Source organism: Hymenobacter ginkgonis (genome assembly GCF_009755225.1).
Taxonomy (GTDB): Bacteria; Bacteroidota; Bacteroidia; order Cytophagales; family Hymenobacteraceae; genus Hymenobacter; species Hymenobacter ginkgonis.
In genome coordinates this window covers 1,093,910-1,116,057 of sequence record NZ_WQKZ01000001.1, presented here as the reverse complement: position 1 = coordinate 1,116,057, position 22,148 = coordinate 1,093,910, and the positions used below count along the sequence as shown (strand labels likewise).

At 63.7% G+C, this 22,148-nt stretch carries 15 protein-coding genes; 5 read left to right on the top strand and 10 right to left on the bottom strand.

Annotation, left to right across the window (positions count from 1 at the left end):
• The first annotated feature begins 12 nt into the window (after nucleotides 1-12).
• Nucleotides 13-825, top strand: a complete 813-nt coding sequence (locus GO988_RS04440; protein WP_157562296.1) for an OmpA family protein — start codon at nucleotides 13-15, stop codon at nucleotides 823-825.
• A gap of 80 nt (nucleotides 826-905) precedes the next feature.
• On the opposite strand, the gene GO988_RS04435 is transcribed toward GO988_RS04440, so the two are convergent.
• The 4 genes from GO988_RS04435 to GO988_RS04420 all read right to left on the bottom strand — a co-directional run bounded on the left by GO988_RS04435 (nucleotide 906) and on the right by GO988_RS04420 (nucleotide 5,702).
• Nucleotides 906-2,315, bottom strand: coding sequence for a M20/M25/M40 family metallo-hydrolase (locus GO988_RS04435; protein ID WP_157562295.1), 1,410 nt, complete (start codon nucleotides 2,313-2,315; stop codon nucleotides 906-908).
• Nucleotides 2,316-2,364: 49 nt separating this feature from the next.
• Nucleotides 2,365-3,603, bottom strand: a complete 1,239-nt coding sequence (locus tag GO988_RS04430) for an RsiV family protein (RefSeq protein ID WP_157562294.1) — start codon at nucleotides 3,601-3,603, stop codon at nucleotides 2,365-2,367.
• A 23-nt stretch (nucleotides 3,604-3,626) separates the two neighbouring features.
• The gene (locus tag GO988_RS04425) at nucleotides 3,627-4,148 is read right to left on the bottom strand and encodes a histidine phosphatase family protein (protein ID WP_198172498.1); all 522 of its coding nucleotides are present in this window, start codon (nucleotides 4,146-4,148) and stop codon (nucleotides 3,627-3,629) included.
• 123 nt (nucleotides 4,149-4,271) lie between these two features.
• The gene (locus GO988_RS04420) at nucleotides 4,272-5,702 is read right to left on the bottom strand and encodes a carbohydrate-binding protein (protein WP_157562292.1); all 1,431 of its coding nucleotides are present in this window, start codon (nucleotides 5,700-5,702) and stop codon (nucleotides 4,272-4,274) included.
• Nucleotides 5,703-6,164: 462 nt separating this feature from the next.
• Here GO988_RS04420 and GO988_RS04415 point away from each other — a divergent pair, with 462 nt between their 5' ends.
• Together GO988_RS04415 and GO988_RS04410 are read left to right on the top strand one after the other, a co-directional pair.
• Nucleotides 6,165-6,860, top strand: coding sequence for a response regulator transcription factor (locus GO988_RS04415; protein ID WP_157562291.1), 696 nt, complete (start codon nucleotides 6,165-6,167; stop codon nucleotides 6,858-6,860).
• Nucleotides 6,861-7,038: 178 nt separating this feature from the next.
• On the top strand, nucleotides 7,039-8,436 hold the full coding sequence (locus GO988_RS04410; RefSeq protein ID WP_157562290.1) for a sensor histidine kinase: 1,398 nt from the start codon (nucleotides 7,039-7,041) through the stop codon (nucleotides 8,434-8,436).
• A gap of 84 nt (nucleotides 8,437-8,520) precedes the next feature.
• On the opposite strand, the gene GO988_RS04405 is transcribed toward GO988_RS04410, so the two are convergent.
• Nucleotides 8,521-9,090, bottom strand: a complete 570-nt coding sequence (locus GO988_RS04405) for a hypothetical protein (RefSeq protein ID WP_157562289.1) — start codon at nucleotides 9,088-9,090, stop codon at nucleotides 8,521-8,523.
• Nucleotides 9,091-9,131: 41 nt separating this feature from the next.
• The gene (locus GO988_RS04400; RefSeq protein WP_157562288.1) at nucleotides 9,132-10,184 is read right to left on the bottom strand and encodes an AAA family ATPase; all 1,053 of its coding nucleotides are present in this window, start codon (nucleotides 10,182-10,184) and stop codon (nucleotides 9,132-9,134) included.
• 132 nt (nucleotides 10,185-10,316) lie between these two features.
• Here GO988_RS04400 and GO988_RS04395 point away from each other — a divergent pair, with 132 nt between their 5' ends.
• Nucleotides 10,317-11,867 (top strand): ATP-binding cassette domain-containing protein, encoded by a 1,551-nt coding sequence (locus GO988_RS04395; protein WP_198172497.1) that lies wholly within the window; start codon nucleotides 10,317-10,319, stop codon nucleotides 11,865-11,867.
• On the opposite strand, the gene GO988_RS04390 is transcribed toward GO988_RS04395, so the two are convergent.
• A complete protein-coding gene (locus tag GO988_RS04390; RefSeq protein WP_157562286.1) occupies nucleotides 11,857-12,672 on the bottom strand; it encodes an EcsC family protein in 816 nt (271 codons plus the stop codon). The genes GO988_RS04395 and GO988_RS04390 overlap by 11 nt on opposite strands.
• Nucleotides 12,673-12,852: 180 nt before the next feature.
• Complete coding sequence (locus GO988_RS04385; RefSeq protein WP_157562285.1) at nucleotides 12,853-15,693, bottom strand: hypothetical protein; 2,841 nt, start codon at nucleotides 15,691-15,693, stop codon at nucleotides 12,853-12,855.
• Between the two features lie 69 nt (nucleotides 15,694-15,762).
• Here GO988_RS04385 and GO988_RS04380 point away from each other — a divergent pair, with 69 nt between their 5' ends.
• On the top strand, nucleotides 15,763-17,247 hold the full coding sequence (locus GO988_RS04380; RefSeq protein ID WP_157562284.1) for an APC family permease: 1,485 nt from the start codon (nucleotides 15,763-15,765) through the stop codon (nucleotides 17,245-17,247).
• 286 nt (nucleotides 17,248-17,533) lie between these two features.
• Here GO988_RS04380 and GO988_RS04375 read toward each other — a convergent pair whose 3' ends face one another.
• Nucleotides 17,534-19,213: a peptidase dimerization domain-containing protein gene (locus GO988_RS04375; RefSeq protein ID WP_157562283.1), complete on the bottom strand. Its 1,680-nt coding sequence runs from the start codon at nucleotides 19,211-19,213 to the stop codon at nucleotides 17,534-17,536.
• A 197-nt stretch (nucleotides 19,214-19,410) separates the two neighbouring features.
• Complete coding sequence (locus GO988_RS04370) at nucleotides 19,411-21,954, bottom strand: zinc-dependent metalloprotease (protein ID WP_157562282.1); 2,544 nt, start codon at nucleotides 21,952-21,954, stop codon at nucleotides 19,411-19,413.
• Nucleotides 21,955-22,148 lie beyond the last annotated feature (194 nt).

Genomic DNA, 22,148 nt, shown 5'->3' with positions numbered 1-22,148 from the left:
CTAGCCTTTCGTATGTATTTCACTTCCAAAACCCTGGCTTCCTTTACGCCGGTTCTGCTTGGGGCCGTGCTACTGACTTTGCCCAGTTGCAACCAGAAGGAGATTGCCGCTTTGCAACAGCAAAACAGCGAACTCACGAAGTCGCGCGACCAGTTGCAGGCCGAGCGGGCCGCGTTGCAGCTGGAAAAGGAACGCACCGAAACCAGTCTCAACGCCAATTTGCTAAATAAATCCAGCCAACTCAACCAACTTAACCAGACGCTGGGCACTACCGAGCAGGACCTAGCCGGCAAAAACGCCCGCGTGGCCGAGATGCAACGCATTCTGGATGAGAAGGATGCCGCCACTAAAGCCCTGCGCCAAAAGGTGTCGGATGCGTTGCTGGGCTTCAACTCCAACGACTTGCAGGTGAATGTAAAGAACGGCAAGGTCTACGTATCGCTGTCCGAGCAACTGCTGTTCAAGTCGGGTTCGACCAAAGTAGACCCGGCCGGCCAGGATGCCCTTATCAAACTGGCTAACGCCTTGACTGGCAACAAGGACATCAACATTCTGGTAGAGGGCCACACCGACAACGTACCCATTAAGGGGGTAGTGAATGGCGCCAAAGACAACTGGGATTTGAGCGTGTTGCGCGCCACCGAAATCACGCGCCTGCTCACGTCGGCCGGCATCGACCCCACGCAAATAACGCCGTCGGGCCGGGGCCAATACCTGCCCGTAGTCGCCAACGACTCGCCCCAAAATAAAGCCATGAACCGCCGCACCGACATCATCCTGACGCCGAAGCTCGACGAGCTGTTTTCTATTTTAAACCAGAATTGAGGTATCCCTACCCCTACCAAAAAGCCCGACCGTTGCTGGTCGGGCTTTTTTTGGATGACTGAGGGAGACTACGCCCGGAACTACAGACCATATTTGCTTAGCAAATAAATGAGCGAGGCCATGCTGGCGCCGCCTAGCTCTAGCTCGCGCTTGTTCACTTGCTCGAAGGTGTCGAGGGCCGAGTGGTGCAAGTCGAAATAGCGCTGCGAATCGCAATCGTAGCCGAATAGGGCCACCGGCTTCACGGTAGCGGCCAGCGGCTCGATGTCGGTGCCGGCGTGGCCGGCCGTGAGCTGGCCCGCCAGGTAAGGCGCCAGCAGCGGGCGCCAGGCCGCCACCTTCTGGAACACGGCGGGGGTAGTCTCGACGTTGAAGCCGCGCGGCGTGAAGCCTCCACCGTCGCTTTCGATGGCGGCGAGGTGGGTTTCGTGGTTTTGCTGGGCCAGCTCGGCATACTTGGTGCCGCCGCGGGTGCCATTTTCCTCGTTCATAAAGAGCACGGCGCGCACGGTGCGCTCGGGGCGCAGGCCGGCGGCCTTAAGCAGACGCAGCGCCTCGATGCTTTGCACTACGCCGGTGCCGTCGTCGTGCGCACCCTGGGCCAGGTCCCACGAGTCGAGGTGGCCGCCCACGGTGATGACCTGCTCGGGGTATTTCGCGCCGCGGACCTCCCCCACTACGTTGTAGCTTTTCTCATCGGGCAGCAGTAAGCAACTCATTTCCAGCTCAAATTCGAGCTTGGGGTCGGCGGCCAGCAGCTGGCTAAGCTGGTCGGCGGCCATGGTGCTGAGCGCCGCGCCGGGCACTTTGGCAGGCGTGTCGCCGTAGTTGGTAGCACCGGTGTGGGGGTTATTGTCGTGGGCGGCGGTGAGCGAGCGCACCAGTGCCCCCACTGCGCCGCGCCGGCCGGCCTCGGCGGGGCCACTGCGGCGCTGGTCGCCGGCGCCGCCGTAGGCCTGGCCAGGCTCCACAAGGCGGTCGTCGAAGGGCCGGTTGAAGAAGATAAACTTGCCCTTCACGGCCGCGTCGGGCAGGGCCTTGAACTCGGCCAGGCTCTTGACCTCGACCACGCCGGCGCGCAGGGGCTTGTTGCCGGGCGTGGCCACCGAGCCGCCCAGCGCGCACACGGCCACCGCGATGCTTTTGCCCTTATTGCCAATGATTTGTCCTCTCTCCTTGGCCCCGCGTACCCAGTGCGGCACCTGGCATTCTTGCAAGTATACTTTATCGAAGCAATTGGCTTTTTCCATTGTCAGCTTGCCCCACTCCACGGCGAGCGCCGCTTGGGGCGAGCCCGCCAGGCGCCCGCCAATGCGCTGGCACAGGTAGCGCAGGTTGTCGTAGCTCTGGCCGCGCAGCAGGGCCTCATCGTAGATGCGGCGGATATTGAGCGAGTCGGCCTTGGCGGGGGGGGTAGGCGCTTGGGCCCGGGCGGGGGCAGCACTGCCAGCCAGTAAGCCAGCCAGCAACAAAGAGTAAATACGGCGCATGAAAGAAGAAATGGGCTAAAAAATCACGTTATCGGCCAAAAGTACCAGCTTAGCGCGATTTGCGCAGCTGCCACAGGCCGCGCTCGCGCAGCATGCGCGCCACGGGCGAGTCGGGGCGCAACAGGGGTAGCAGTTCACGCCAGGGCACTACCAAGGTTACCGGGGGGTGCACGTAGGGCAGTATCTCGTAGGTAGTATAAGTAAATCCCAAGCCTTCGTCTGCGATGCCCAGCCCTTGCCGAGGCAGGGGGGCGAGCGTCGAATCGGTGACGAAATGATTTAATAATTCGTCGTACATCACCTCCTCGTCCTGCGCTAAGTGCTGCGTAATCAGCCGGCTCAGGATGCTGTCGGTACCGGGCCGGATGAGGGCCGCGATGGCCAGGGGCCGGCCCGTGCGCAAGTCATACGTGGTGGTGCCCGCACCGTGCGCCGGGTGCACAGCCCCCTCATAGTCTTCGTTATCGAAGCTCGCCACGGACAGAAGCCCGTGTTCGTTGTACGAAACCGCCAGTTGGTGTTCTAATTGGGTGCAGCCGGTCACTTCCACTTCCTCGCGCATCTGCTGTTGGCGGCGGGCGGGCACGGGGCACTGCAAGGTCCGCAAGGCGGGGCGCAGTGTATCGGGGCCCAGCAGGTGCACGAAAAACCGGTTGCAGCTGCTGGTGCGGCCTTTGGTGCGGGCGCGGTAGGCGGCTTTGCTTTCGCCTGCTTCGCGCTCGGGCTGGCAGGGCACTTCAACGCCCTCTTGCAGCAGTTCGTACTGCACAACGGCCACGTGGCCCTGCCCGTCGGTGTAGTCCTCGTGCAGGCTGAACGGCAGTTGCTGGCCGGCGGGGCTGGTCCAGGTGCCAGTGAGCAGGGGGCCGACGGGCTGGCTAGCCTGCCAGCGCCCGGTAGGCTGGCCGGGGTGCGCCGCATCGGCTTCGGCCAGCAGCACGGGCTGCTGCGGGTGGTAGGGGCGGGCGCCGTGCAGCAGCAGTTGGCCAGCCGGGTGCCGGTCGTAGAAATAGCGGCCTTCGCACACGGTGGCCGAATCGCGCGAGTCCTCCCTTGGCCCAATAGTTAGCTCCACCGTCACGGGCTGGCCGCCCACAGTGCCCCGAAAGCGCCGATAGCCGGTGAAGGGTAGCCCCACTGCTCGCTCAACCGCATGGGAATCTTTGGCCATAACCGGCGCGCGCCCGGCAACGGGCGTTGCAACTGCGGTTGCTTGGTCAGGAGCCGCGTGGCAGCCAACCAGCAGGGCCAGCGCACCACCTACGATAATATAGCCGAGGTTTTTCACGCCCCGAAACTACAGCCTACCCCCTACTTTGCGCCGTAGCAGCTCACCGTAAGCCGGGCGGGCTGGCCAGGGCGCAGTTCTACTTTAAAAAGAAAGTCGTACTCCTCCTCTTTAATTTCGGCGGGCAGCGGCGCCACGCCCAAAGCCGCGAGCAGGGGTAGCAAGGTATTGGAGTGGCCCACCACGACCACCGTTTTGCCCGCGTACTCTTGGCCGATGCGGGTGGCGAGCGCGGCGGGGTCTTTGGCACTGTACACCAAGGGGGTAAGGGCAGTGGCCTGGGCCAGCGGCGCCAGCGTAGTGCGGGTGCGGCGGGTGTCGGTGGTAAAGAGGGCCGCCGGGTGGCGGCGCGCCAGGCGTTGGCCCAGCAGCTGCGCGCGGGCTTCGCCGGCGGGCGTCAGGGGCGGATCGGCGAGGCCGGGCGTCAGGTCTTTTTCGCCGTGGCGCACGAGGTAGATGGTGGTGGCCGGCGGCCGGGCAGCCAGGGCCAGGCTGCCCAGCAGGGGTAGGAGCAGCAAGCTCAGCAGCCCGCGCAGTAGCATCATTCGCATGGAGGTAGCACCGGCGCTTGTAGATGAGCCGCCCGCGGCGGCAAACATAAACCCAAAAAGCAGGGCTGCCCTAGGGGCAACCCTGCTGTAGTAGCTCGCCGGGGGCCAATGCGCCGGCTAGCGCTTGCTAAACGAGCGGCTTAGCGGCTCCTGCTGCGGCGTCACGAGCCGCAGCGTGTACATGCCCGCCCGCAGGCTCGATACGTCGAGGCCGTTGCTGCCCACGGTGCCCTGGCTTTGCAAGCGGCCGATGGCGTCCAGAATCTGGTATTGGCTGCCTACCAGCGCCGCGCCGGTTTGCAGGCGCTCGCCAGGCGCTACGGGGTTCGGAAATACGTTAGCTTCGGGCTGGGCCGCCGCGCTGGTGGCCGCCAGGGCTTCGCGAGCGCCGCTTACCTTGCTGATACGCACCCAGTTAATATTCCAGCCGCCGGTTTGGGCATACACGCCGAAATTGTAGGTACCCGCGTTCACCGTCACGGTTTTCGATACGGTGGTCCAGGTCTGCCAGCCGCCGGTGGCGGGGATGGTCGTGCTACCGAGTTGCACCGAGCCCGCGTTCAAATCCGACGATACGGTGCCGCCGCTGGGGCTGGCTACCCTATACTCGAGGGTGTAAGTGCCGGAGGTGGGGAAGTTGATGTTGTTGAATACCAGGTAGTCGCCAGCGTCAACGTAGCCCATGTCTTGGCCGCCGCCGGTGTCGCTGGTCGTTTCGGCCGTCATGCCGCTGTTCACGTTGGCCGCTTCGGCTTGCAGCGTAATGGAGCTGGCCGCAGGGGCGCTCGTCAGCTGCGACACCCGCACATAATCGACGTACATGGTGGCGGGCAGCTTGCTTTCGTCGATGGTCTGGCCGGGGAGGTTGCCGCCCACGGCTAGGTTCAGTAGGATAAAGAACGGGCTCTGAAACTCCTCGGTGCTACCCGTGCCGTTGGTAATGTCCATGACGTTGTACTGCGCGCCATCCACAAACCATTTGATGAAGGTAGGCGTCCATTCGATGCTGTACACGTGCCAATCGCCGGCCGTCGTGGTGGTGGTTTTGCCGTATTGCGCGTGGCCATTACTGTCCCAGTGCGCCGTGCCGAAGATGGTGTTATCGGCGTTTACGTGTTCCATAATATCAATTTCACCGCACCGGGGCCAGGCCACCGAATTGATGTTACTACCCAGCATCCAGAACCCCGGCCACAGGCCCTGGCCCAGCGGCAGCTTAATGCGGGCCTCCATTCGCCCATATTTAAAGTCCTTCAGCCCCTGGGTTTTCATGCGGGCCGAGGTGTAGGCAAAGCCCCCGACGCTTTGCTTCTTGGCCGTAATCTGGAGGGCGCCGTTGGCTACCGTGGCATTGGCCGCCTGGTAATACTGTTTTTCGTTGTTGCCCCAGCCGCTGTTGTTGCCGGTCTCAAACTGCCAGCTCGAGCTGATGCCATTGGTAAACTCATCGGCCCATACCTGCTGGTAAGTTTGGGCCTGGGTAGTGCGGGGGGTGCCGAGCAGCAACAGCCCCGCCGCTCCCAACAGGGAGGTAAGCGTACGTCTCATAATAAAAATGGAAAAAGATGGGTGGGAATAGAATAGTCCCCGCCGGGCTGGCCCGCGAAGGCCCGCCGCACTGGGTGACACCCTCAAATATCCAATTATTGTGGTAATCGCCAAGCAACCGCCAAGCGCTTTCTAAGCCCGCCAGGAAAGCTTATTAGCGGGTTTATACACTTACTGCACACGCCGCAGCACGTGGTTTGGCACAGGACGGGGCCAAACCACGCGCTGCGCTTTGCCCCTACCCCTTCCTAAAAAACAATGCAAAAAAGTGGGTACGCCAGCTATATTTTTTTGCTGCTGGCTAGCTGCCGGCCCCGGACGCCTCATGGGCGGATAGCCTGGACAGGAATCTGACCCCGTTAAAAATTCATCTTCATCAAATCAACACCAAATCTTCATCTTCATTTAACGGCCTTGTCCCGTATGTTGTAGTGTCATTCCCTTTCACCTCCCCTACCCGACATGCACGTTCTGCTCGTTGAAGACGAAAAAAGCCTCCACCAAGAGGTGCGCCAGTTTCTGACGCAGGCCCAATACCTGGTCGATTCGGCCTACACCTACGCCGAGGCGTCGGAGAAACTGTACGTGAATTCGTACGACTTCGTGCTGCTCGACCTGGGCCTGCCCGGCGGCGACGGCTTGGAGCTGCTACGTGATGCCCGCCGCAGCGAAAAGCAGGAGGCGTCTTTTATCATCCTCACCGCGCGCGGCGCCCTCGACGACCGCATTAAGGGCCTCGACCTGGGCGCCGACGACTACCTGCCGAAGCCGTTTTCGCTGCTTGAACTCACCAGCCGGATGCAGGCCATCACGCGGCGCAAGTTTGGGCTGAAGCGGCCGGAAATCACCTTCGGCGAAGGCTTCGTGATGGACGTAACGGCCCGCACCGTGCGCCACGGCAGCACCCCCGAGGTGCCCGGCCCGGAGGTGCCACTTACCAAAAAAGAGTTTGATTTGCTGCACTACCTGCTGCTGCACCGCGGCCGGGTGCTCACGCGTTTGCAGCTCGGCGAGCACTTGTGGGGCAACGTGCTGGAAGACGATTCAGACTCGAACTACATCGACGTGCACATCAAAAACGTGCGCAAGAAGCTGGCCCAGTTCGGCTCGGCCGACTTTATCGAGACGGTGCGCGGCATCGGCTACCGGGCGGTGTAGCGCCGAGCGTCTTGCTTAGTAATTAAGAGAACGTCCTGCTAAGCTTGCCGAAGCATCTCTACCACCTCGTTGAATGAAGCGGTAGAGATGCTTCGGCAAGCTCAGCAGGACGTTCTTTCTTTGTGCCTGCATTGGTGCCGGCTACGCTTACCCTGCTTTCAGCCTGCGGTTTATTAGTATGAGATTAGAAACCAAACTTGGCCTTTTCAACGGCCTGTCGAAGCTGCTGCTGGTGCTGCTGGGGGCGCTGCTCATTCCGCCCATTGTGCAACGCGTAGCGGTGGGCCACACCGACCAGCGCCTGCGCGATAAGAAGGAAGAGCTGCTGCACCTCATCAACCGCGACGGGCTGGCCGCCTTTTTGCGCGCCGAGAAGAGCGAGAGCTACGCCGATTATAATATTCTCAAGCAGGAGTACATCACCATTACGCCGCTGCCCGAACACGCGGCCGGCGCAGCGGGCGCAGACCGGGTAGGGCAGCCCACCGAGCGCATTTTTGAGGAACGCCGGCAGGTGGACAAGGAGGTGGAAGACTTCCGCATTCTGAGCTACGTGGCGCCGTTGGCCCCTACCCCCGCGGCGGCGGGTGGGGTGGCTGCCCGCCGCTACCGGCTCGAAATTGGCTCGTCGCTGGCCACCGTCGAGCTGCTCACCGATACACTGCGGCGGCTGGCGCTGTGGGTGCTGGTGGCGGGCGCGCTCATCACGGTGTTTACCGATGCGGCTTTTGCCCATTACCTGCTGCGGCCGCTGCGCGAATTAATTTCGCGCAAGCTGCGTGGCATCCGGCAGCCGGGCGAGTTTTCGTTTGCGCGGCTCGATACGGATACGACCGATTTCCGGCGGCTCGACGATTCGCTTTCGGCCCTAATGCGGCAGCTGCAAACCTCGTTTGAGAAGGAGCGCGAGTTTATGAGCAACGTGAGCCACGAGTTGCTCACGCCCACCAGCATCCTGCAATCGCGCTTCGAAAACATGCTGCAAGACCCTACCCTGCCCGAGCCCCACGCCCAGCAGATAGTGGAAAGCCAGCGCACCCTCTACCGCCTGCGCAACACGGTGCGCACGCTGCTGCTCATCGCCAACATCGAAAACGAGCAGTACCTGCGCGACGCCAGCGTGAGCCTCACCCAAACCGTGCACGACGTAGCCGAGGAGCTCGACGACCGCCGCCAGCAGCGCGAAATCGACCTGCACGTCGACCTCAGCCCCGACTACTCGGTGCCCCGCGCCAACGCCACGCTGCTGCATACGCTGCTGCGCAACTTGCTTTCCAACGCCATCAAGTACAACCACGAAAACGGGCAAATCCGGGTGCTGGGCCGCCCTACCCCCACTGGCGGCTACGAGCTGCGCGTGGAAGACCAGGGGCCGGGCATTGCGGCCGAAAACCTGCCGCTACTCTTCGACCGCTTCCGGCGCTTCCACGCCACTGGCCCCAAGGCCCCGGAGGGCTACGGCCTGGGCCTACCCATCGCCCAAACCATTGCCACCTTTCACAAAGCCACGTTGCGAGCCGAGTCGGTAGTGGGTCAGGGAACGGCGTTTGTGCTAGATTTTGAGGCTGCTGGCTAGCGCTTTAACGACACACCCGCCCACAACGGGGCATACGCGCCCTTCCGTACTGCCATCGGGCCAGGCGCCGCTGACGGCAGGAGCTTAATCGGCTATATCCCGGTAAAATACTTCGGTACTATCACGGGAAGCCCAAAAGGTCTGAATATTCCGGCTGTTTTCGGTTGCATATTCATAAACCACAATGGTATCGCCCATTGCTTGAGGGCGAAACCACTTCATATTTTCAGCCCCCGGAATACTTTCCGACCATTGCGCAGTCGGTTCTTTTCCTCCTTCAAACTGGTGCCGCGCCAAAAGCCGCTTGAACTCGCCGGGGCACGTGTGGAAGTGCAGCCAAATGGCCGTATCAATTCTCGGCACTACTTGGTCTTGCGACTCAACAACCTGCGTGCAAGCGGCTGGCCCTTGGCCAAAAAGCGCCTCGTAAATTTCGCTTCCAGTTCTTGGCCTCCAGGTAGTAGCTATCTTGTTTTTAGCTTTATACAACAAAACGTAGCTCGCGCGGCCGGCCAAGCCGCTACCAGCGATAAATAAGAAGGCCGCCAAGAACAGTAGCCGCCTGTTTTTCTTTCGTACGCCGCTTGCTGCAACGCTTACAACTAGTAAGAAGCTGCTACCCGCAGCAAGCACTAGTAGAAATAGCTCTTTCACCGAATAAGGGGGAAATAAGTAGTACTTGCGTGTTTTCTCCTTTACCCTAGCACTGCCCGCACCTGCGCTACGCGCTCTTCCACGCTGCCATCGAGCAGGGTGTAGGGAATGCCCAGCATATCGCATTGCATGAGAATGGCGCCGTGCTGAAACTGGCGCAGCATCTCGGGGCCGCGCCAGCCATCGTCGGCGAAGGGCACGGTGGGCAGGCACACGAAAGTATGCGCGTAGCGCGGCCGGCACACCTGCGCCAAGCGCTGCAAGGCGACTTCGCAGCGGTGGAAATAGTAGTAGGAATACAGCGCCGTAGTGGCCGCATTGGTGTCGCAAATAAGCCAGCCGCGGGCCTGGCGCGTGGCCTCGTCTTCCAGTTCGAGCTGGCGGCGGCCGATGTAGAGCAAGTCCTCGTAGTCCAGGGCGCCGTTTTTCTGTTCGTGCAGGGTGCGGCCGTATTCGGGCACCCACACGGTGCCCAGCGCTTCGGCCAGGGCGGTAGCCAGCGTGGTTTTGCCGCTGCTTTCGGCGCCGAGCAGCACAAGCCGCGGCACGGGGGTAGGCGGCACGGCCCCGTACTGCGCCGCCACAAAGGGGTGGAGGTAGGCGGCCGGCGGGGGTATAGCCGTATCGGCAGCGGCTAGCGCGGCCCGCAGTTCGGTGCCGCTGGTGGGCACTTGCTGGCGCGCCGCATCAACGAGCACGTGGGCCGCCCCCAGGTGCTGCGCGAAGCCGGGGCCGTAGGCCTCGCTGCTGAAGACGACCTGCGGCTGGTAGCCGTGCCGGGCCAGCCACTGGTGCACAAACTCGCGGTGCACCTCATCGGCAGCGGCATCGGGCGGAATTCCATCAGCCGCTGTGAGGGCGACAATGCGCAGCGGCGTGGCCCCGCTGCGCGGGCCCTGGGCGAAGTCGTCGCCGCGGTACAGCTCGCGCAGCCAGGCGGCGCGCTCGGGGGCGGGGTGGGCGGGGTCGTCGGGCTGGGCGTATACGAGCACGAGCAGTTCGGCCACTTGGGCGGCGGCCGTTTCGAGCAGCAACTGGTGGCCCCGGTGCGGCGGCCAAAACTTGCCCACCACGAGGCCAAGGGAGTAGTTCATCGGACGAAAGAGGGAAGGCACTAAAGCGAGGCCGCATCTTTGCGCCACCCCGCCGCCGCAAAGATGCGCCGGGGCGCCCTTCTGCTGGTTGCCCGGCGCTGGCCAGTTCTGCCCGCATTTTCTACACAACCCGTGAAAACCGAAAACTCCGCCGACGGCCAGGGCCTGCCCGGCTCGCCCACCCCCCTACTAGCGCTCGACCACGTAAAGGCCCGGCACCTCGACCGCGTTATCTTTTCAGACCTCAGCTTTCGCATCGCACCCGGCCAGCACTGGGCGCTGGTGGGGCCCAGCGGCGCGGGCAAAAGCGCCCTGCTGGCGGCGCTGGCCGGGCAGTTGCTCCTCACGGGCGGCCAAGCCGCCTACCCCGGCCTCGAAGCCGAGGCCCGGCGGCGGGCCGGGGCCGCCCCGCTGGCTTCGTGGCGGCAGGTGGTGAGCCTGGTGGGCGCGCGGGCGCCCTTCAAAGCGCGGCCGGGGGGTAGCGAGCTCTACTACCAGCAGCGCTACGAAGCCACCGCCGCCGAGGAAGTGCCCACCGTGCGTGAGCACCTGCGCGCCCTACCCCCGCCCGCCGCCGGCGCACCCTGGACCTACGAACGCGTGGTGGATATACTGCGCCTGGCGGCGCTACAAGACCAGCCTCTTATTCAGCTTTCCAACGGCGAAACTAAGCGCCTGCGCCTCGCTACGGCGCTGCTGCGCAACCCGGTGCTGCTGCTGCTCGACAACCCGCTGGCGGGCCTCGACGCAGCCAGCCGCGCCACCTTCGATGCGCTACTGGCCGCCGTGGCCGCCGCGGGCACCACGGTGGTGCTAGCCACGGCGCCTACCGAAATACCGGCCCTGGTAACGCACGTAGCCGAGCTGGCCGCTGGCCAAATCGCGCGCATGCTGCCGCGGGCCAACTTCCGGCCCGCCGTCGCAACCGGCCCCCTGCCCCTGCCCGCAGCGGCGGCCGTGCAGGCACTGTGGCCAGCCACGCCGGTTCCCTTCCAAAGCCTGGTAAAGCTGGAGGAAGTGAGCGTGCGCTACGGCGAGCGCACGGTGCTCAGCCGCCTTTCGTGGGAGGTAAAACCCGGTGAGCGCTGGGCCCTGCTGGGCCCCAACGGCTCGGGCAAATCGACGCTGCTGAGTTTGCTCAATGCCGACAATCCGCAGGCCTATGGGCAGCGCATCATGCTGTTTGACCGCCCGCGCGGCACCGGCGAAAGCATTTGGGACATCAAGCGCCGCATCGGCTACGTTTCGCCCGAATTGCTGCAGTATTTTCCTGGCCAGCCTACTTGCCTGCAAGTGGTAGCCTCGGGCTTTGGCGACACGCTGGGGCCCGGCCGCCCTACCCCCGCCCAACTCGACAAGGCCCGGAGCTGGCTGGCTGTGCTGCACTTGGCTACTTATGCGGCGCAGCCCCTGCGCCAGGCGCCGGCCAGCGTGCAGCGCCTGTGCCTGGTGGCCCGGGCCCTGGTCAAAAACCCGCCGCTGCTGCTGCTCGACGAGCCCGGCCAGGGCCTCGACACCGCGCAGCAAGCCTATTTTCGGGCGGTGCTAGAGGTGCTGTGCCAGGTGAGTCCGGTGGCCCTGATTTACGTTAGCCACTATGCCGCGGATATTCCGGCCAGCGTCACGCGGGTGCTACGGCTAGCGGAGGGGGTAGGAACTGTAGGACAGGTTGCTAGGGCGTAATGTCGCTTTCCCCAGCCCCCGGTTCTTCCCCGCCGGGAGAGGACAAGGCGGTGGTTTCAGCGGCAAATGCTGACGCCTGCTGCGCGGCGAAATACCGCAGGCGATAGCAGTTGATAAGGGTGGTGCCCAGCAGTTCAAGCAAGCGGTAATTGGCCACAGCGCCTACCCCCGCCCCAATGACGGGCACGAGCTGCGCCATTTTGGCCAGGTCGATGTAATCGCGGTATTCTTGCTGGAACGTGCGCCAATCAAACTCGGCGGCCTCGGCGGGTAGGGTTTGGCGGTAAGCATCCCAGTTGGCGAGGCGCTGGTAGGTTTCGTTGCGGGTGTGCTGGCTGCTGAAGGCCAGCTGAAAAACGTGCAGCAAGTAGAGCCGCTCGGAATAGTCGCGCACATCGTAGCCGTAGCACGCCGCCGCGTCGAAGAGCAGCTTGAGCTTGAGGCCCAGCAGCAGCGGAAAATCGGCCAGGCCCAGCAGGAAGCCGCCCGCACCCGTCACGGCACCCTCGGCGGTGGCCATGGTGCGATAATCGCGAATACGCGTGCGCACGGCCGCTTCGCGCTCAGCCAGCGACGCTGCCCGCACGGGCTGGCGCGTGGTGTAAGTAGCGCCCAGCAGCACGCCGCGCACCAGCTGCTTAATGGCTACCGTAATAGCTTGGTGCACCCGCTCAGGCAGCAGCCCATTGAGCCGAATTTGCACGCGCCGCGTGATTTTATCGAGCAGCGAAGGCCGCCGCTGCATCTGCCGCTGCCAAGCTTGCAGCTCGGCGTAGAGGGGCGCTTCGGCCGCCGGAAGGTTCATAAGCTATAGGTGTTGGTTCGTAAGCTTCAGGCCATAGCGCGAAGCCTACGCTTGCTGGCACGTATTCCGCCGGTCTTTTTTAGGGGGTGTAGGCAGCAGGTAAAAAGAACAGCCTGCTCATCCGGCGTCCGTTTACTTACTGTCCACACACCCTAGTTCAGAAACCTAAAATACACAGCCTTACTCCACGCGCACTTCGTCGCGGCGCAGCTCGCGGCGCACGAGGCGCACGAGCTGGTAGCGTTGGTGGGCCGCATCGTAGCGCAGGGCCACGCCGGTTCCGGTGCTGGGCCAGGCCCCGGCTGGGGTAGGGCTGCCCGCGCCCGGGCCCAAAGGCCGGCCCCGCCCATCGAAGAGCCACACTTGGCCGGGACCTAATTCGGTGAGAGCCAGCACTTGGTGGTCGGGGCCAAAATCGAACCACTGCACGGGTTTCTCGCCCGAGGTGAGGAACTGGCGGCTCAGCAGCGGCGGGGCGGGCGTGCTGGCCGTGGCCGCGTACACCGTGAGCACGCCACCGTCTTCGCGCACCGCTATGAAGGAGCCAGCCCTGCCGGGCACGCCCCGGCCGCTGGCTTCGGGCACCAACCGGAAGGTGGCCGTGCGGCTCCAGGTGGCCACCCGGCGGCGGGCCGTAATGTCGCCGCTGAGGGTAATGGTTAGCAGCTCGCCGTGCTGGTTAATGGCCCGCAAGTGGCTGCTAGCCAGCGTGGGGCCGGGCTCGGCCAGCAGCGGCCCTTCGAGGCGGGCGCCGGCGCTTACCGGGAAGCCGGGGTAGCGCCCACCTGCCTGGTCGAAGGCGTAGATGTAGCCGTTGCGCAGCGCGGCCACCACCACGTCGCGGCCGCCCACCGTCAGCAGCAGCGGCGGGCCGGCCAGCGGCGACTCAAGGTGGTGCGGCCAACCGGCGTATTGGCGGCCATTGGTGTCGAATAACAGCAGTTCATTGCCCGTAGTGGCCACTACTACCCGGGGGGCCGGGCCGGGCGTGGGCGCCGTAGCTACTGCCGCCACCGTCACGGTATCGGGTAGGTTGAGGGGAAAATTGGGAGCCTCGCGGCCATCGGCGGGGCTGAGCCAGTGCAGGCGATGGGCCGTAGCCAGCAGCAAGCGGCCCCGCACTAGGCGGGGGCAAGCGCCCACCACGGGGCCGGGCAGGCTATCGGCCCAAGGCGGGGTGGCCGCGCCGGCCGGCAGCAGGCGCAGCACGCCCAGCGAGTCGCCCACTACCACGGGGGTAGCGGCGGTGCCATCGGCGGCAGGAGTAGGGGCGAGCAGCAGCGGCTGGCCCGCCAGCGCCGAGCGGAAACGGGTGCCCGCCCCACTGCCCGCCACCGAGTCGGCGGCCAGCACCTGGCCGGGGCGGCGTAGCAATAATTGGGCAAAATACTGGCTGCCGGGGCGCAGCTCGTCGGTGGGCTGGTCGGGGGGTAAGAGCTGCCAGGCCAGCTGCGAAAAATGGCGTACCAGGCTTTCGTTGCGCAGCAGGCCGCCGCGGCGGTCTTCGGCCAGGTAGCCGAGCAGGGCATTCCAGCCCTGGCGCACATCGGCCAGCACCGTAAGGCGGGCTTGGGGCAAGGTTTGCTGGAGCAGCGCCACTTGCGCGGCCGAGCGGCTCCACACCTGGCCAGCCATTACATCGCCTAGGTAGGCGCGCAGGGCATTGCCTTCACCGAGTATTAAGTAATTGCCCACCAGCGCGGTAGCCGTAGCTGCCGCGCCGGCCTCGGGCGGACCAGCCAGCGGCCCCAGCAATTGGCCCGCCGTGAAGCCGGCTTCGTACACTTCGTAGCTCCCTACCCTGCTAAAAGCCGGCGACACCCGCTGCACCCGCCGCAGCCGGGCCAGCCAGCCCGTGGCCCGGCCCGCCGCTTGGCACCGCAGCAGCACCAGCCGGCCCGGCGCCACCCCGGGCGCGGAGGCCGCCAGGTAGGCCAGCGCCGCGCCCGGCACCAGCGCCGCCCGCAGGCTGTCGAGGGCCTGCCGGGCGGGGGCGGCCGAGTCGGCGGCCTGCGCCAGTGGCGGGGGGGTAGGCGGCGCCAGGCGGCCGGCCACGTGCAGCACCAGGGCAGTGCGCAGGCTCAGCACGTCGGCCAGGGCGCGGATGGCCTGGGCGGGCTGGCCTTGCAGCTGGCGCTGCCACGAGCTAGCGGCCGTTTCGGGGTTGGCAAAGCCGCTAAACGTGACTTGGCCAGGGCCGAATTTTACGCCGAGCAAGCCCTCGTGGGCCAGCGCCAGCACTTGGTCGAGCTGGGCGTGGGTGCCGGGCCGAAACAGCACGTCGAGCAGGCCCGGCATCCGCCGAAAATTAAGGAGCACCGTGGCATCGACGTCGCGCAGGCGCAGCAGGTCGGTTTGGCCGAAGCCGGTGCGCACGGTGGCGGCTTCGGGGTGGCGCAGGCGCTGCACTACGGCTTCGACTAAGGCGGCGTGCGTACTCAGCACCAAGTGGTTGCGGTAGTTGAGCACCGTGAGGCGGCCGCCCTGCCGGGCGCTCAGCTCTTGCAGCTCGTAGCCCTCGTAGTCGCGGGTGCTGAGGATGTAGCGCGGGTCGCGGGCCAGCGTTTCGAGCAAGCCCCGCGCCTGCCGGTACTCCCGAATGGTTTCGAGCGGAATCTGGTACAGCAAATCAACCTGCCCCGGCCCCGTGATGTGCAGCGAGGTGAGCACCAGCTTCTGGCCCAGCAGCGCCAGCAGGCCGCGCCGCCGCCGGGGCAGCAAGGAGCTGCTGGTGCTGGCCGTGGTATTGCCGCCGCTGTCGAGGCTATCGGCCAGGGCCAGGTGGCCGGCCACCTGCTGGTAGTAGCGCACGCCCGTGATATTGTCCCACACGCCGGCCTCCTGCAAATGGCGCACCAGGGCGGGGTGGTCGCGGGTGGCCAGCACCAGCACGGCATCGTCGGGCACCAGGGCGTAGGGGTCAACGGGCACGGCGGCCAGGGTGCGGCGGTAATACACGTAGGTGGCCAGCGAAAGCAGCACGAGCGCGGCTCCCAGCAGGGCCAGAAGCTTGCGGGACATGGGGCAAAAGTAGCCCCGGCCGCCTGAGCTTGCCGCGCCGGTAGTTTCTTTGGCAAAAAACCTCCTCTTATGGCCGATTCCCTACCCCCTCCTCCTACCGACACCCAGCCGCATTTTAGGCGCGCCCTCACCCTGTTCGACGCCGTAATGCTCGTGACGGGCAGCATGATTGGTTCGGGCATCTTCTTGGTTTCGGCCGACATCAGCCGGCAGGTGGGCTCGGCGGGCTGGCTGCTGGTGGTGTGGCTGCTCACGGGCCTCATCACCATGGCCGGCGCCATCAGCTACGGCGAGCTGGCGGCCATGTTTCCCAAGGTGGGCGGGCAGTACGTGTATCTGCGCGAAGCCTTTGGGCGGCTGGTGGCGTTTTTGTACGGCTGGACGCTGTTCCTCGTCATTCAAACCGGCGTAATTGCGGCCGTGGCGGTGGCCTTTGCCAAGTTCACGGGCGTGATATGGCCGTGGTTTTCGGTGAAAAACGTGCTGTTCAACGTCGGGCCCTTTCCCTTTAGCTCGGTGCAGCTGCTGGCCATTTTGCTCATCATCGCCATCACGGCCGTGAACGCGCGGGGTGTGCAGGCCGGCAAGCTTATCCAAAATGTACTCAGCTCGACCAAGCTCGTGGCGCTGGCGCTGCTCATCATCTTTGGCCTGCTACTGGGCTTGAACGCCGACGCCGTGCAGGCCAACTTCCACGACCTCTGGCACGCTACGCGCTCGCCGGCGCCGGGCGTGGCCGGGGCCGTGCAGTCGCTCAATGCCGGCGGCCTCGTCATCGCCATCGGCATGGCCATGACGGGCTCGTTGTTCTCGTCCGACTCGTGGAACAACATCGGCTTCGCGGGCGAAGAAATCCAGAACCCCGAGCGCACGCTGGTGCGCAGCATGGCCCTGGGCACGGCCATCGTCACGGTGCTCTATATTTTAATTAACGTAGTATACTTGCTAGTCCTACCCCTGCAAGGCTCGCCCGAGGCCACTACCCTGGCCGGCCGCGGCATTCAGTACGCCGCCGACGACCGCGTGGCCACCGCCGTAGCCGAGTCGGTGATGGGCTGGCGCGGGGCCTACGTGCTGGCCGTGCTCATCATGCTCAGCACCTTCGGGGCCAACAACGGCATCATCCTGAGCGGCGCACGCGCCTATTTTGCCATGGCTAAGGATGGGTTGTTTTTTCCCTCGCTAGCCCGCCTCAACCGGGCTGGCGTGCCGGGCCGGGCGCTGTGGGTGCAGTGCCTCTGGGCCTGCCTGCTCTGCTTGAGCGGCAGCTATGGGCAGCTGCTCAACTACGTCATGTTTTCGGTTATCTTATTCTACCTCATCACGATACTAGGCATTTTCCGGCTGCGCCGTACCCGGCCCGATGCGCCCCGCCCCTACCGCGCCTGGGGCTACCCGGTGCTGCCGGGCATCTACGTGGCGCTGGCCTCGGCTTTCTGCCTCATTTTGCTCATCGCGCCCGACACGGCCGAGTACTCGCGCTACGGCCTGGGGCTGGTGGCGCTGGGGCTGCCGGTGTACCTGCTGTTTGGCCGCCGGATGGGCGGGGCATAAGTGGTTTTCAGTTAAAAGCTATAAGGCTTACGCATTGGGCCGGTGTGGTACTACGAATCGTGTGCAGGGCTTCGTACTACCACACCGTTGCCCAATGAATTGAGCGAGTTATTCGGGTGTCGTTAAGCGAAGTGGCACTACAAAGCCCTTGGGGCGATTGGTAATACCACCCTAGCTAAGTGAGGCGTTTTAAAGTAAAAACCCTGACCTCGTGCTGAGGTCAGGGTTTTTACTTTAAAACGCCTCACTTTTAACTCAATATATTTTATTAAAAGGGTAGCTTGCCTCAGTCGGTGCCGCTGGCCTTGGCGGGCGCAGCGGCCGGCCGCACGGTGGGGTAGGCAATGCCGAGCTGCTCCAGGTAGCTCTTATACTTGGCGGGGTTGTAGTAGTATTTCTTCATCTCGGGCCGGTACTGCGCCATAATTCCCTGGTTAAGTGTAATGGCGGGCTTGTCGGTGGCCGACACCAGCGGCGTGTACTTGGTATCCTTGGTTTGCACCTCGTTGAAGTACGTCCAGGCGTCTTTGATGACTTCGGGCTTCACCAGCATATCGAGCAGCGTCATGGCCTCGGCTTTGGCGCCGGCCGTCACGCCCTTGTGGGCAATGGGCGTGGCCATGGCAATGGCATTCGACCAGTGGTGGCCGGGTAGGCCCGGAATGTTGGCCGGGTAGCGCAGCACCACCGTGGGCACGTTCCAAGAGATATCGGCAATGTCGTCGGAGCCACCGCCGATGGAGAAGGCCTCCGGCGCGGTGAGCGAATCGAGTTTGATAGCCAGCCCGTCGATGGGCCGGTTGCGGCGGTCGGTTTTGGGCGCCTTCATCTCGACCTGGGCGGCACGAGCCAGCACTTGGTCGTCGGCCGTCCACTGGGGCAAACCTACCATTTTGATATTCTGGTACATGTCCTCGGCAATGGCCTTGTTCATGTGGCCCGGCCAGGCGCTTCCCAGCACCTCGTGCGTCACGGTGGTCTTGGTCATGAGCGTCGCACCCTCGGCCATCTTTTGGGCGTCGGCATACATCTCCATGATTTTGGGATAAGTACGCTCGCGGAAGTAATACCATACCGACGCCTTAGACGGCACCACGTTGGGCTGGTCGCCGCCATCGGGAATGACGTAGTGCGAGCGCTGCGTCACCTCCATATGCTCGCGGTGGAAGTTCCAGCCGATGTCCATCAGCTCCACGGCATCCAAGGCGCTGCGGCCACGCCAGGGCGCCCCGGCCGAGTGCGCCGCTTGCCCATCAAAGTTAAACTTTACCGATATCATGCCATTGCCCCCCGCATCGCCGTACGACACGCCCAGGTTGTCGCCCACGTGGGTAAAAATGCAGGCGTCCACGTTCTTAAAATACCCATCGCGCACGAAGTAGGCTTTGGTGCCGAGCTGCTCCTCGGCTACCCCCGGCCACAGCATCAGGGTACCCGGAATCTTTTCCCGCTCCATTATCTTCTTGAGCGCTAGCACTGCCGTGATATTCAGCGGCACGCCCGAGTTGTGGCCCTCGCCGTGGCCCGGCGCCCCCTCGATGATGGGGTCGTGGTAGGCCACGCCAGGTTTTTGCGAGGCCTTCGGAATACAGTCAATGTCGCTGCCCACCGCAATTACCGGCTTGCCCGAGCCCCAGGTAGCCATCCAGGCGGTGGGTACGCCCGCAATACCCTGCTGCACCTTAAAGCCATTTTTTTGCAGTATCCCGGTAAGGTAGCGCGAAGTTTCCGTTTCCTGAAACCCCAGCTCGCCGAAGCTGAACACCATGTCCACCATCTGCTGGGTGGTTTTCTGCTGCTTGTCGATTTCCGTGATGAGCTCCTTTTTGAGCGCGTCGAGCTTAGCCGGCGCCATAGCCGTCTGGGCCTGCGCCAACCGGGGGGGTAGGGCCAGGCTGGCAAGCAGGGCGGCGGCGAATAGCCACGGTGCGCGGCGCTTACGAGGAGCGGTAAAAGTCTTTTTCATACGGTAAGGGAAGAGTGAAAAATGAGGGCGTAATGGACTGATATAAAAGGCTCCGACGGGTGTACTACTCAGCTAAAAAAGAACGTCCTGCTGACGACAGGAAGCAGCCCTACTGTTCCGTTGAATAGCGCAGAGAAAGCAGCCAAGATGCTTCCTGCCGTCAGCAGGACGTTCTTTTTTGATTCGGAAAAAGCGTACTAATACGCCACGTCGTCGCCCAGAAAGTCCATCCCCGGCATGCCGATGGGCGCGCCGGGCGGCAGGTCCAGCGCCGGAGTGGGAGTGAATTTGTTGGGGTCTTCCTCGAACTTGCCAATCTGGGCGAGACCGAAGAGGAGGTTCGCTTTTTGGCGGGGCTCAGCGCTGGCCAGGCGGGTAGTCATCCACTGTTTCAGGCCAGCCACTTCGAGCAGACTTTCGCCGCGCACGCTCTCGGCAATGTCGGGGCTGGCGGCGAGTTGGAGCAGCGATTTCAGCGTGAGGTTGTTCACGACTACTTGAATCTCGCCGGGGTAGCCGGCGGCCAGCGGCTTCTTCCAAGTTTGGGTCAGCATCTTGTCCACCACGGGCAGGAAACCCGGCTGCTGGGCATCGCGGGCGTGGTACTCGACGAGGCGGGCGGCGCGGGCCGGGTCCAGCACCGACGTGATGGTGGGCGCGGCGGCGGCCTCCGCCGCGGCAATGGGGTCGAAGGTGGGGCCGGTGTGGCCCGAGAAGGTTTCGAGGCTGCTGGGGTAGCCCGAGGGCCGCGGCGGAATCTGCTCAATCAGCTTTTCGGGCAGCGCTAGGGCGGTGGGCGTCACGGTGGCCATTAGGGCGTCGAAGGCGCGCCACTGCTCGGCGGGCTCCACCATCTTGGTAATGGTTTGGCCGTCGCCCTTCACGGCGTGCGTGAAGTACAGGCCACCCAGCGACTTAGCCGCTGCCTCTACCTGGTAGCGGTGCAGCAGGTAAATGGGCACCAGCACTTCCTCTAGGGTGGCCATGGGCGCGCCGGCCGGAATGGCGTTGCTCGAAAACGTGTCGAGCACGTGCCGCCGCACCGTCATTAATTTGTCGAGCTGCGCCACGGCGTTGTCGCCATCATCCCACTGATTTGCAATGGGATGCACGTAGCCGCCAATGTCGGGAATGAAAATGTGGCCTTCCTTCAGCGTTTCCTGCATGATGGCGTTCAAGCCCTTGGTCTCGTCGGTGCCTTTCGGGAAGTCCTGGTAGCCCCACAAAATGGCGCGCTTGTCCCAGCTGCCAATGCCGGTGGCGTAGGCCTGCGACACGTCGATGGTGCCATCGGCCTTCAGCGAAAAGCGCGGGAAGGGGTAGTCCATCACCGAGCCGCGGCCGTGGGTGCTGGAGGTAAAGTTGTGGTACAGCCCCAGCGTGTGGCCAATTTCGTGGGCCGACAGCTGCCGGATGCGGGCCAGCGCCAGCTCCTCCATTTGCTTGGGCACTTTTTGGCCGTCTTTGTAAGGTTGCAACAGGCCTTCAGCAATGAGGTAGTCTTGGCGGTGGCGGTCCGAGCCCAGGGTTACTACCCCCTTGATAATCTCGCCGGTACGCGGATCGATGTACGACGAGCCGTAGGAAAACGCCCGCGGGTTGCCGGCCCTATCCACCCAGTTCACCACGTTGTAGCGAATGTCCATGGGGTCAGCGCCTTCCGGCAACTCCTTCACAACAAATGCATTGCGGTAGCCAGCGGCTTCAAACGCCTGGTTCCACCAGCCGCCGCCCTCAATAAGCGCGCGCTTGATGTCGGGCGGCGCGCCGCGGTCCACGTAGTACACAATGGGCTTGACCGGGTCGCTAAGCTTAGCGCCGGGGTTCTTCTTTTCGAGGCGGTGGCGGCGGGTGTAGCGCTTCACCTGCGGCTCGCTCATGGGCGCCGAAAAGTCCTGAAAAGTAAACTGGTTGAAGCCCGAACGCGGGTCAAACTCGCGGGGCTGGTACTTGTCGTCGGGCAGCTCCACGAACGACTGGTGCATGCGCACCGTCACAGAATTAGGGTCGGGCGCAATGCCGGCGCCGCCCATCCCGAAGTCGCGCCCTCCCCCACTGGCCCCGCCCACGAAGGTAACGATGGCCTCAAACTCGGTGTTTTTGGGGAAGTTCTTGGTATTGTCGGGGTACACCGCCGAGCGCGTCTCATCGAAGCGGTACGGGGTAGGCGCCGGGCCTGCTGCCGCGCCGCGCAGGCCGGCAAAGCTGCGGCGGCCGAGCTGGTCGGTCAGCTTCTGGCTGTCGCGCACCAAAAAGGGCGTGAGGTCAATTAGCGTTTTGTTGCCCTCCACGGCCACCGGCGAAAAGCCCCAAATGATGGATTTGGCAAAGGCGCTCTCCACGGCGCGCTGCTCATCCGGGCTTTTGGCGGTGGCGCGGTAGCTGTAGTTGGGCTCCAGCAGCATCACCTTGGGCCCGATTTTCACAAACTTGGCAATGTTCGACGAAGCCGCGCCGCGCTCGGGGCCGCCCAGCCCTACCCCATCCGTAAGCGAGGAGAAGTAGAGAAATTCCTGGTCGAACTTCTCGATTTCGAGGTAGACTTTGCCGGTCTTCTCGTCGTAGTAAAACGGAAAATAGCCGTCAAATTTCTTCAAGCCCTGCGTAATGGCGCCGAGGCTGGCCACCGGGCGGGCCTCAGCGCGAGCGGGGGGGGTAGCGCCACCAGGTGCCCCAGTTTGGGCAGTGGCTAGGTGGCTGGCGGCTAGCAGGCTAGCCAGCAAAAGGGGGGTAGGCTTCATTCAGAGGAGAAAGGAAATTTATTCGGGTAATACTACTACTAAGTAAGAGTGCAAATAAGTAGGGGGTAAAAATTGAACATCATGCTGAGCTTGTCGAAGCATCTCGGGTGCAGCACTAACCCAATCGTTCGACGAGGCGAGCGAGATGCTTCGCTGCGCGCTGCATGACGCACTTTTACTTGTTTACTTTGGGT

Excerpts from the sequence above, each read along its gene's own strand:
- GO988_RS04390 (WP_157562286.1), bottom strand. The coding sequence starts at position 12,672 with ATGAACCTTCCGGCGGCCGAAGCGCCCCTCTACGCCGAGCTGCAAGCT.
- GO988_RS04375 (WP_157562283.1), bottom strand. The coding sequence starts at position 19,213 with ATGAAAAAGACTTTTACCGCTCCTCGTAAGCGCCGCGCACCGTGGCTA.
- GO988_RS04440 (WP_157562296.1), top strand. The coding sequence starts at position 13 with ATGTATTTCACTTCCAAAACCCTGGCTTCCTTTACGCCGGTTCTGCTT.
- GO988_RS04415 (WP_157562291.1), top strand. The coding sequence starts at position 6,165 with ATGCACGTTCTGCTCGTTGAAGACGAAAAAAGCCTCCACCAAGAGGTG.
- GO988_RS04380 (WP_157562284.1), top strand. The coding sequence starts at position 15,763 with ATGGCCGATTCCCTACCCCCTCCTCCTACCGACACCCAGCCGCATTTT.
- GO988_RS04400 (WP_157562288.1), bottom strand. The coding sequence starts at position 10,184 with ATGAACTACTCCCTTGGCCTCGTGGTGGGCAAGTTTTGGCCGCCGCAC.
- GO988_RS04425 (WP_198172498.1), bottom strand. The coding sequence starts at position 4,148 with ATGATGCTACTGCGCGGGCTGCTGAGCTTGCTGCTCCTACCCCTGCTG.
- GO988_RS04420 (WP_157562292.1), bottom strand. The coding sequence starts at position 5,702 with ATGAGACGTACGCTTACCTCCCTGTTGGGAGCGGCGGGGCTGTTGCTG.
- GO988_RS04435 (WP_157562295.1), bottom strand. The coding sequence starts at position 2,315 with ATGCGCCGTATTTACTCTTTGTTGCTGGCTGGCTTACTGGCTGGCAGT.
- GO988_RS04385 (WP_157562285.1), bottom strand. The coding sequence starts at position 15,693 with ATGTCCCGCAAGCTTCTGGCCCTGCTGGGAGCCGCGCTCGTGCTGCTT.
- GO988_RS04370 (WP_157562282.1), bottom strand. The coding sequence starts at position 21,954 with ATGAAGCCTACCCCCCTTTTGCTGGCTAGCCTGCTAGCCGCCAGCCAC.
- GO988_RS04410 (WP_157562290.1), top strand. The coding sequence starts at position 7,039 with ATGAGATTAGAAACCAAACTTGGCCTTTTCAACGGCCTGTCGAAGCTG.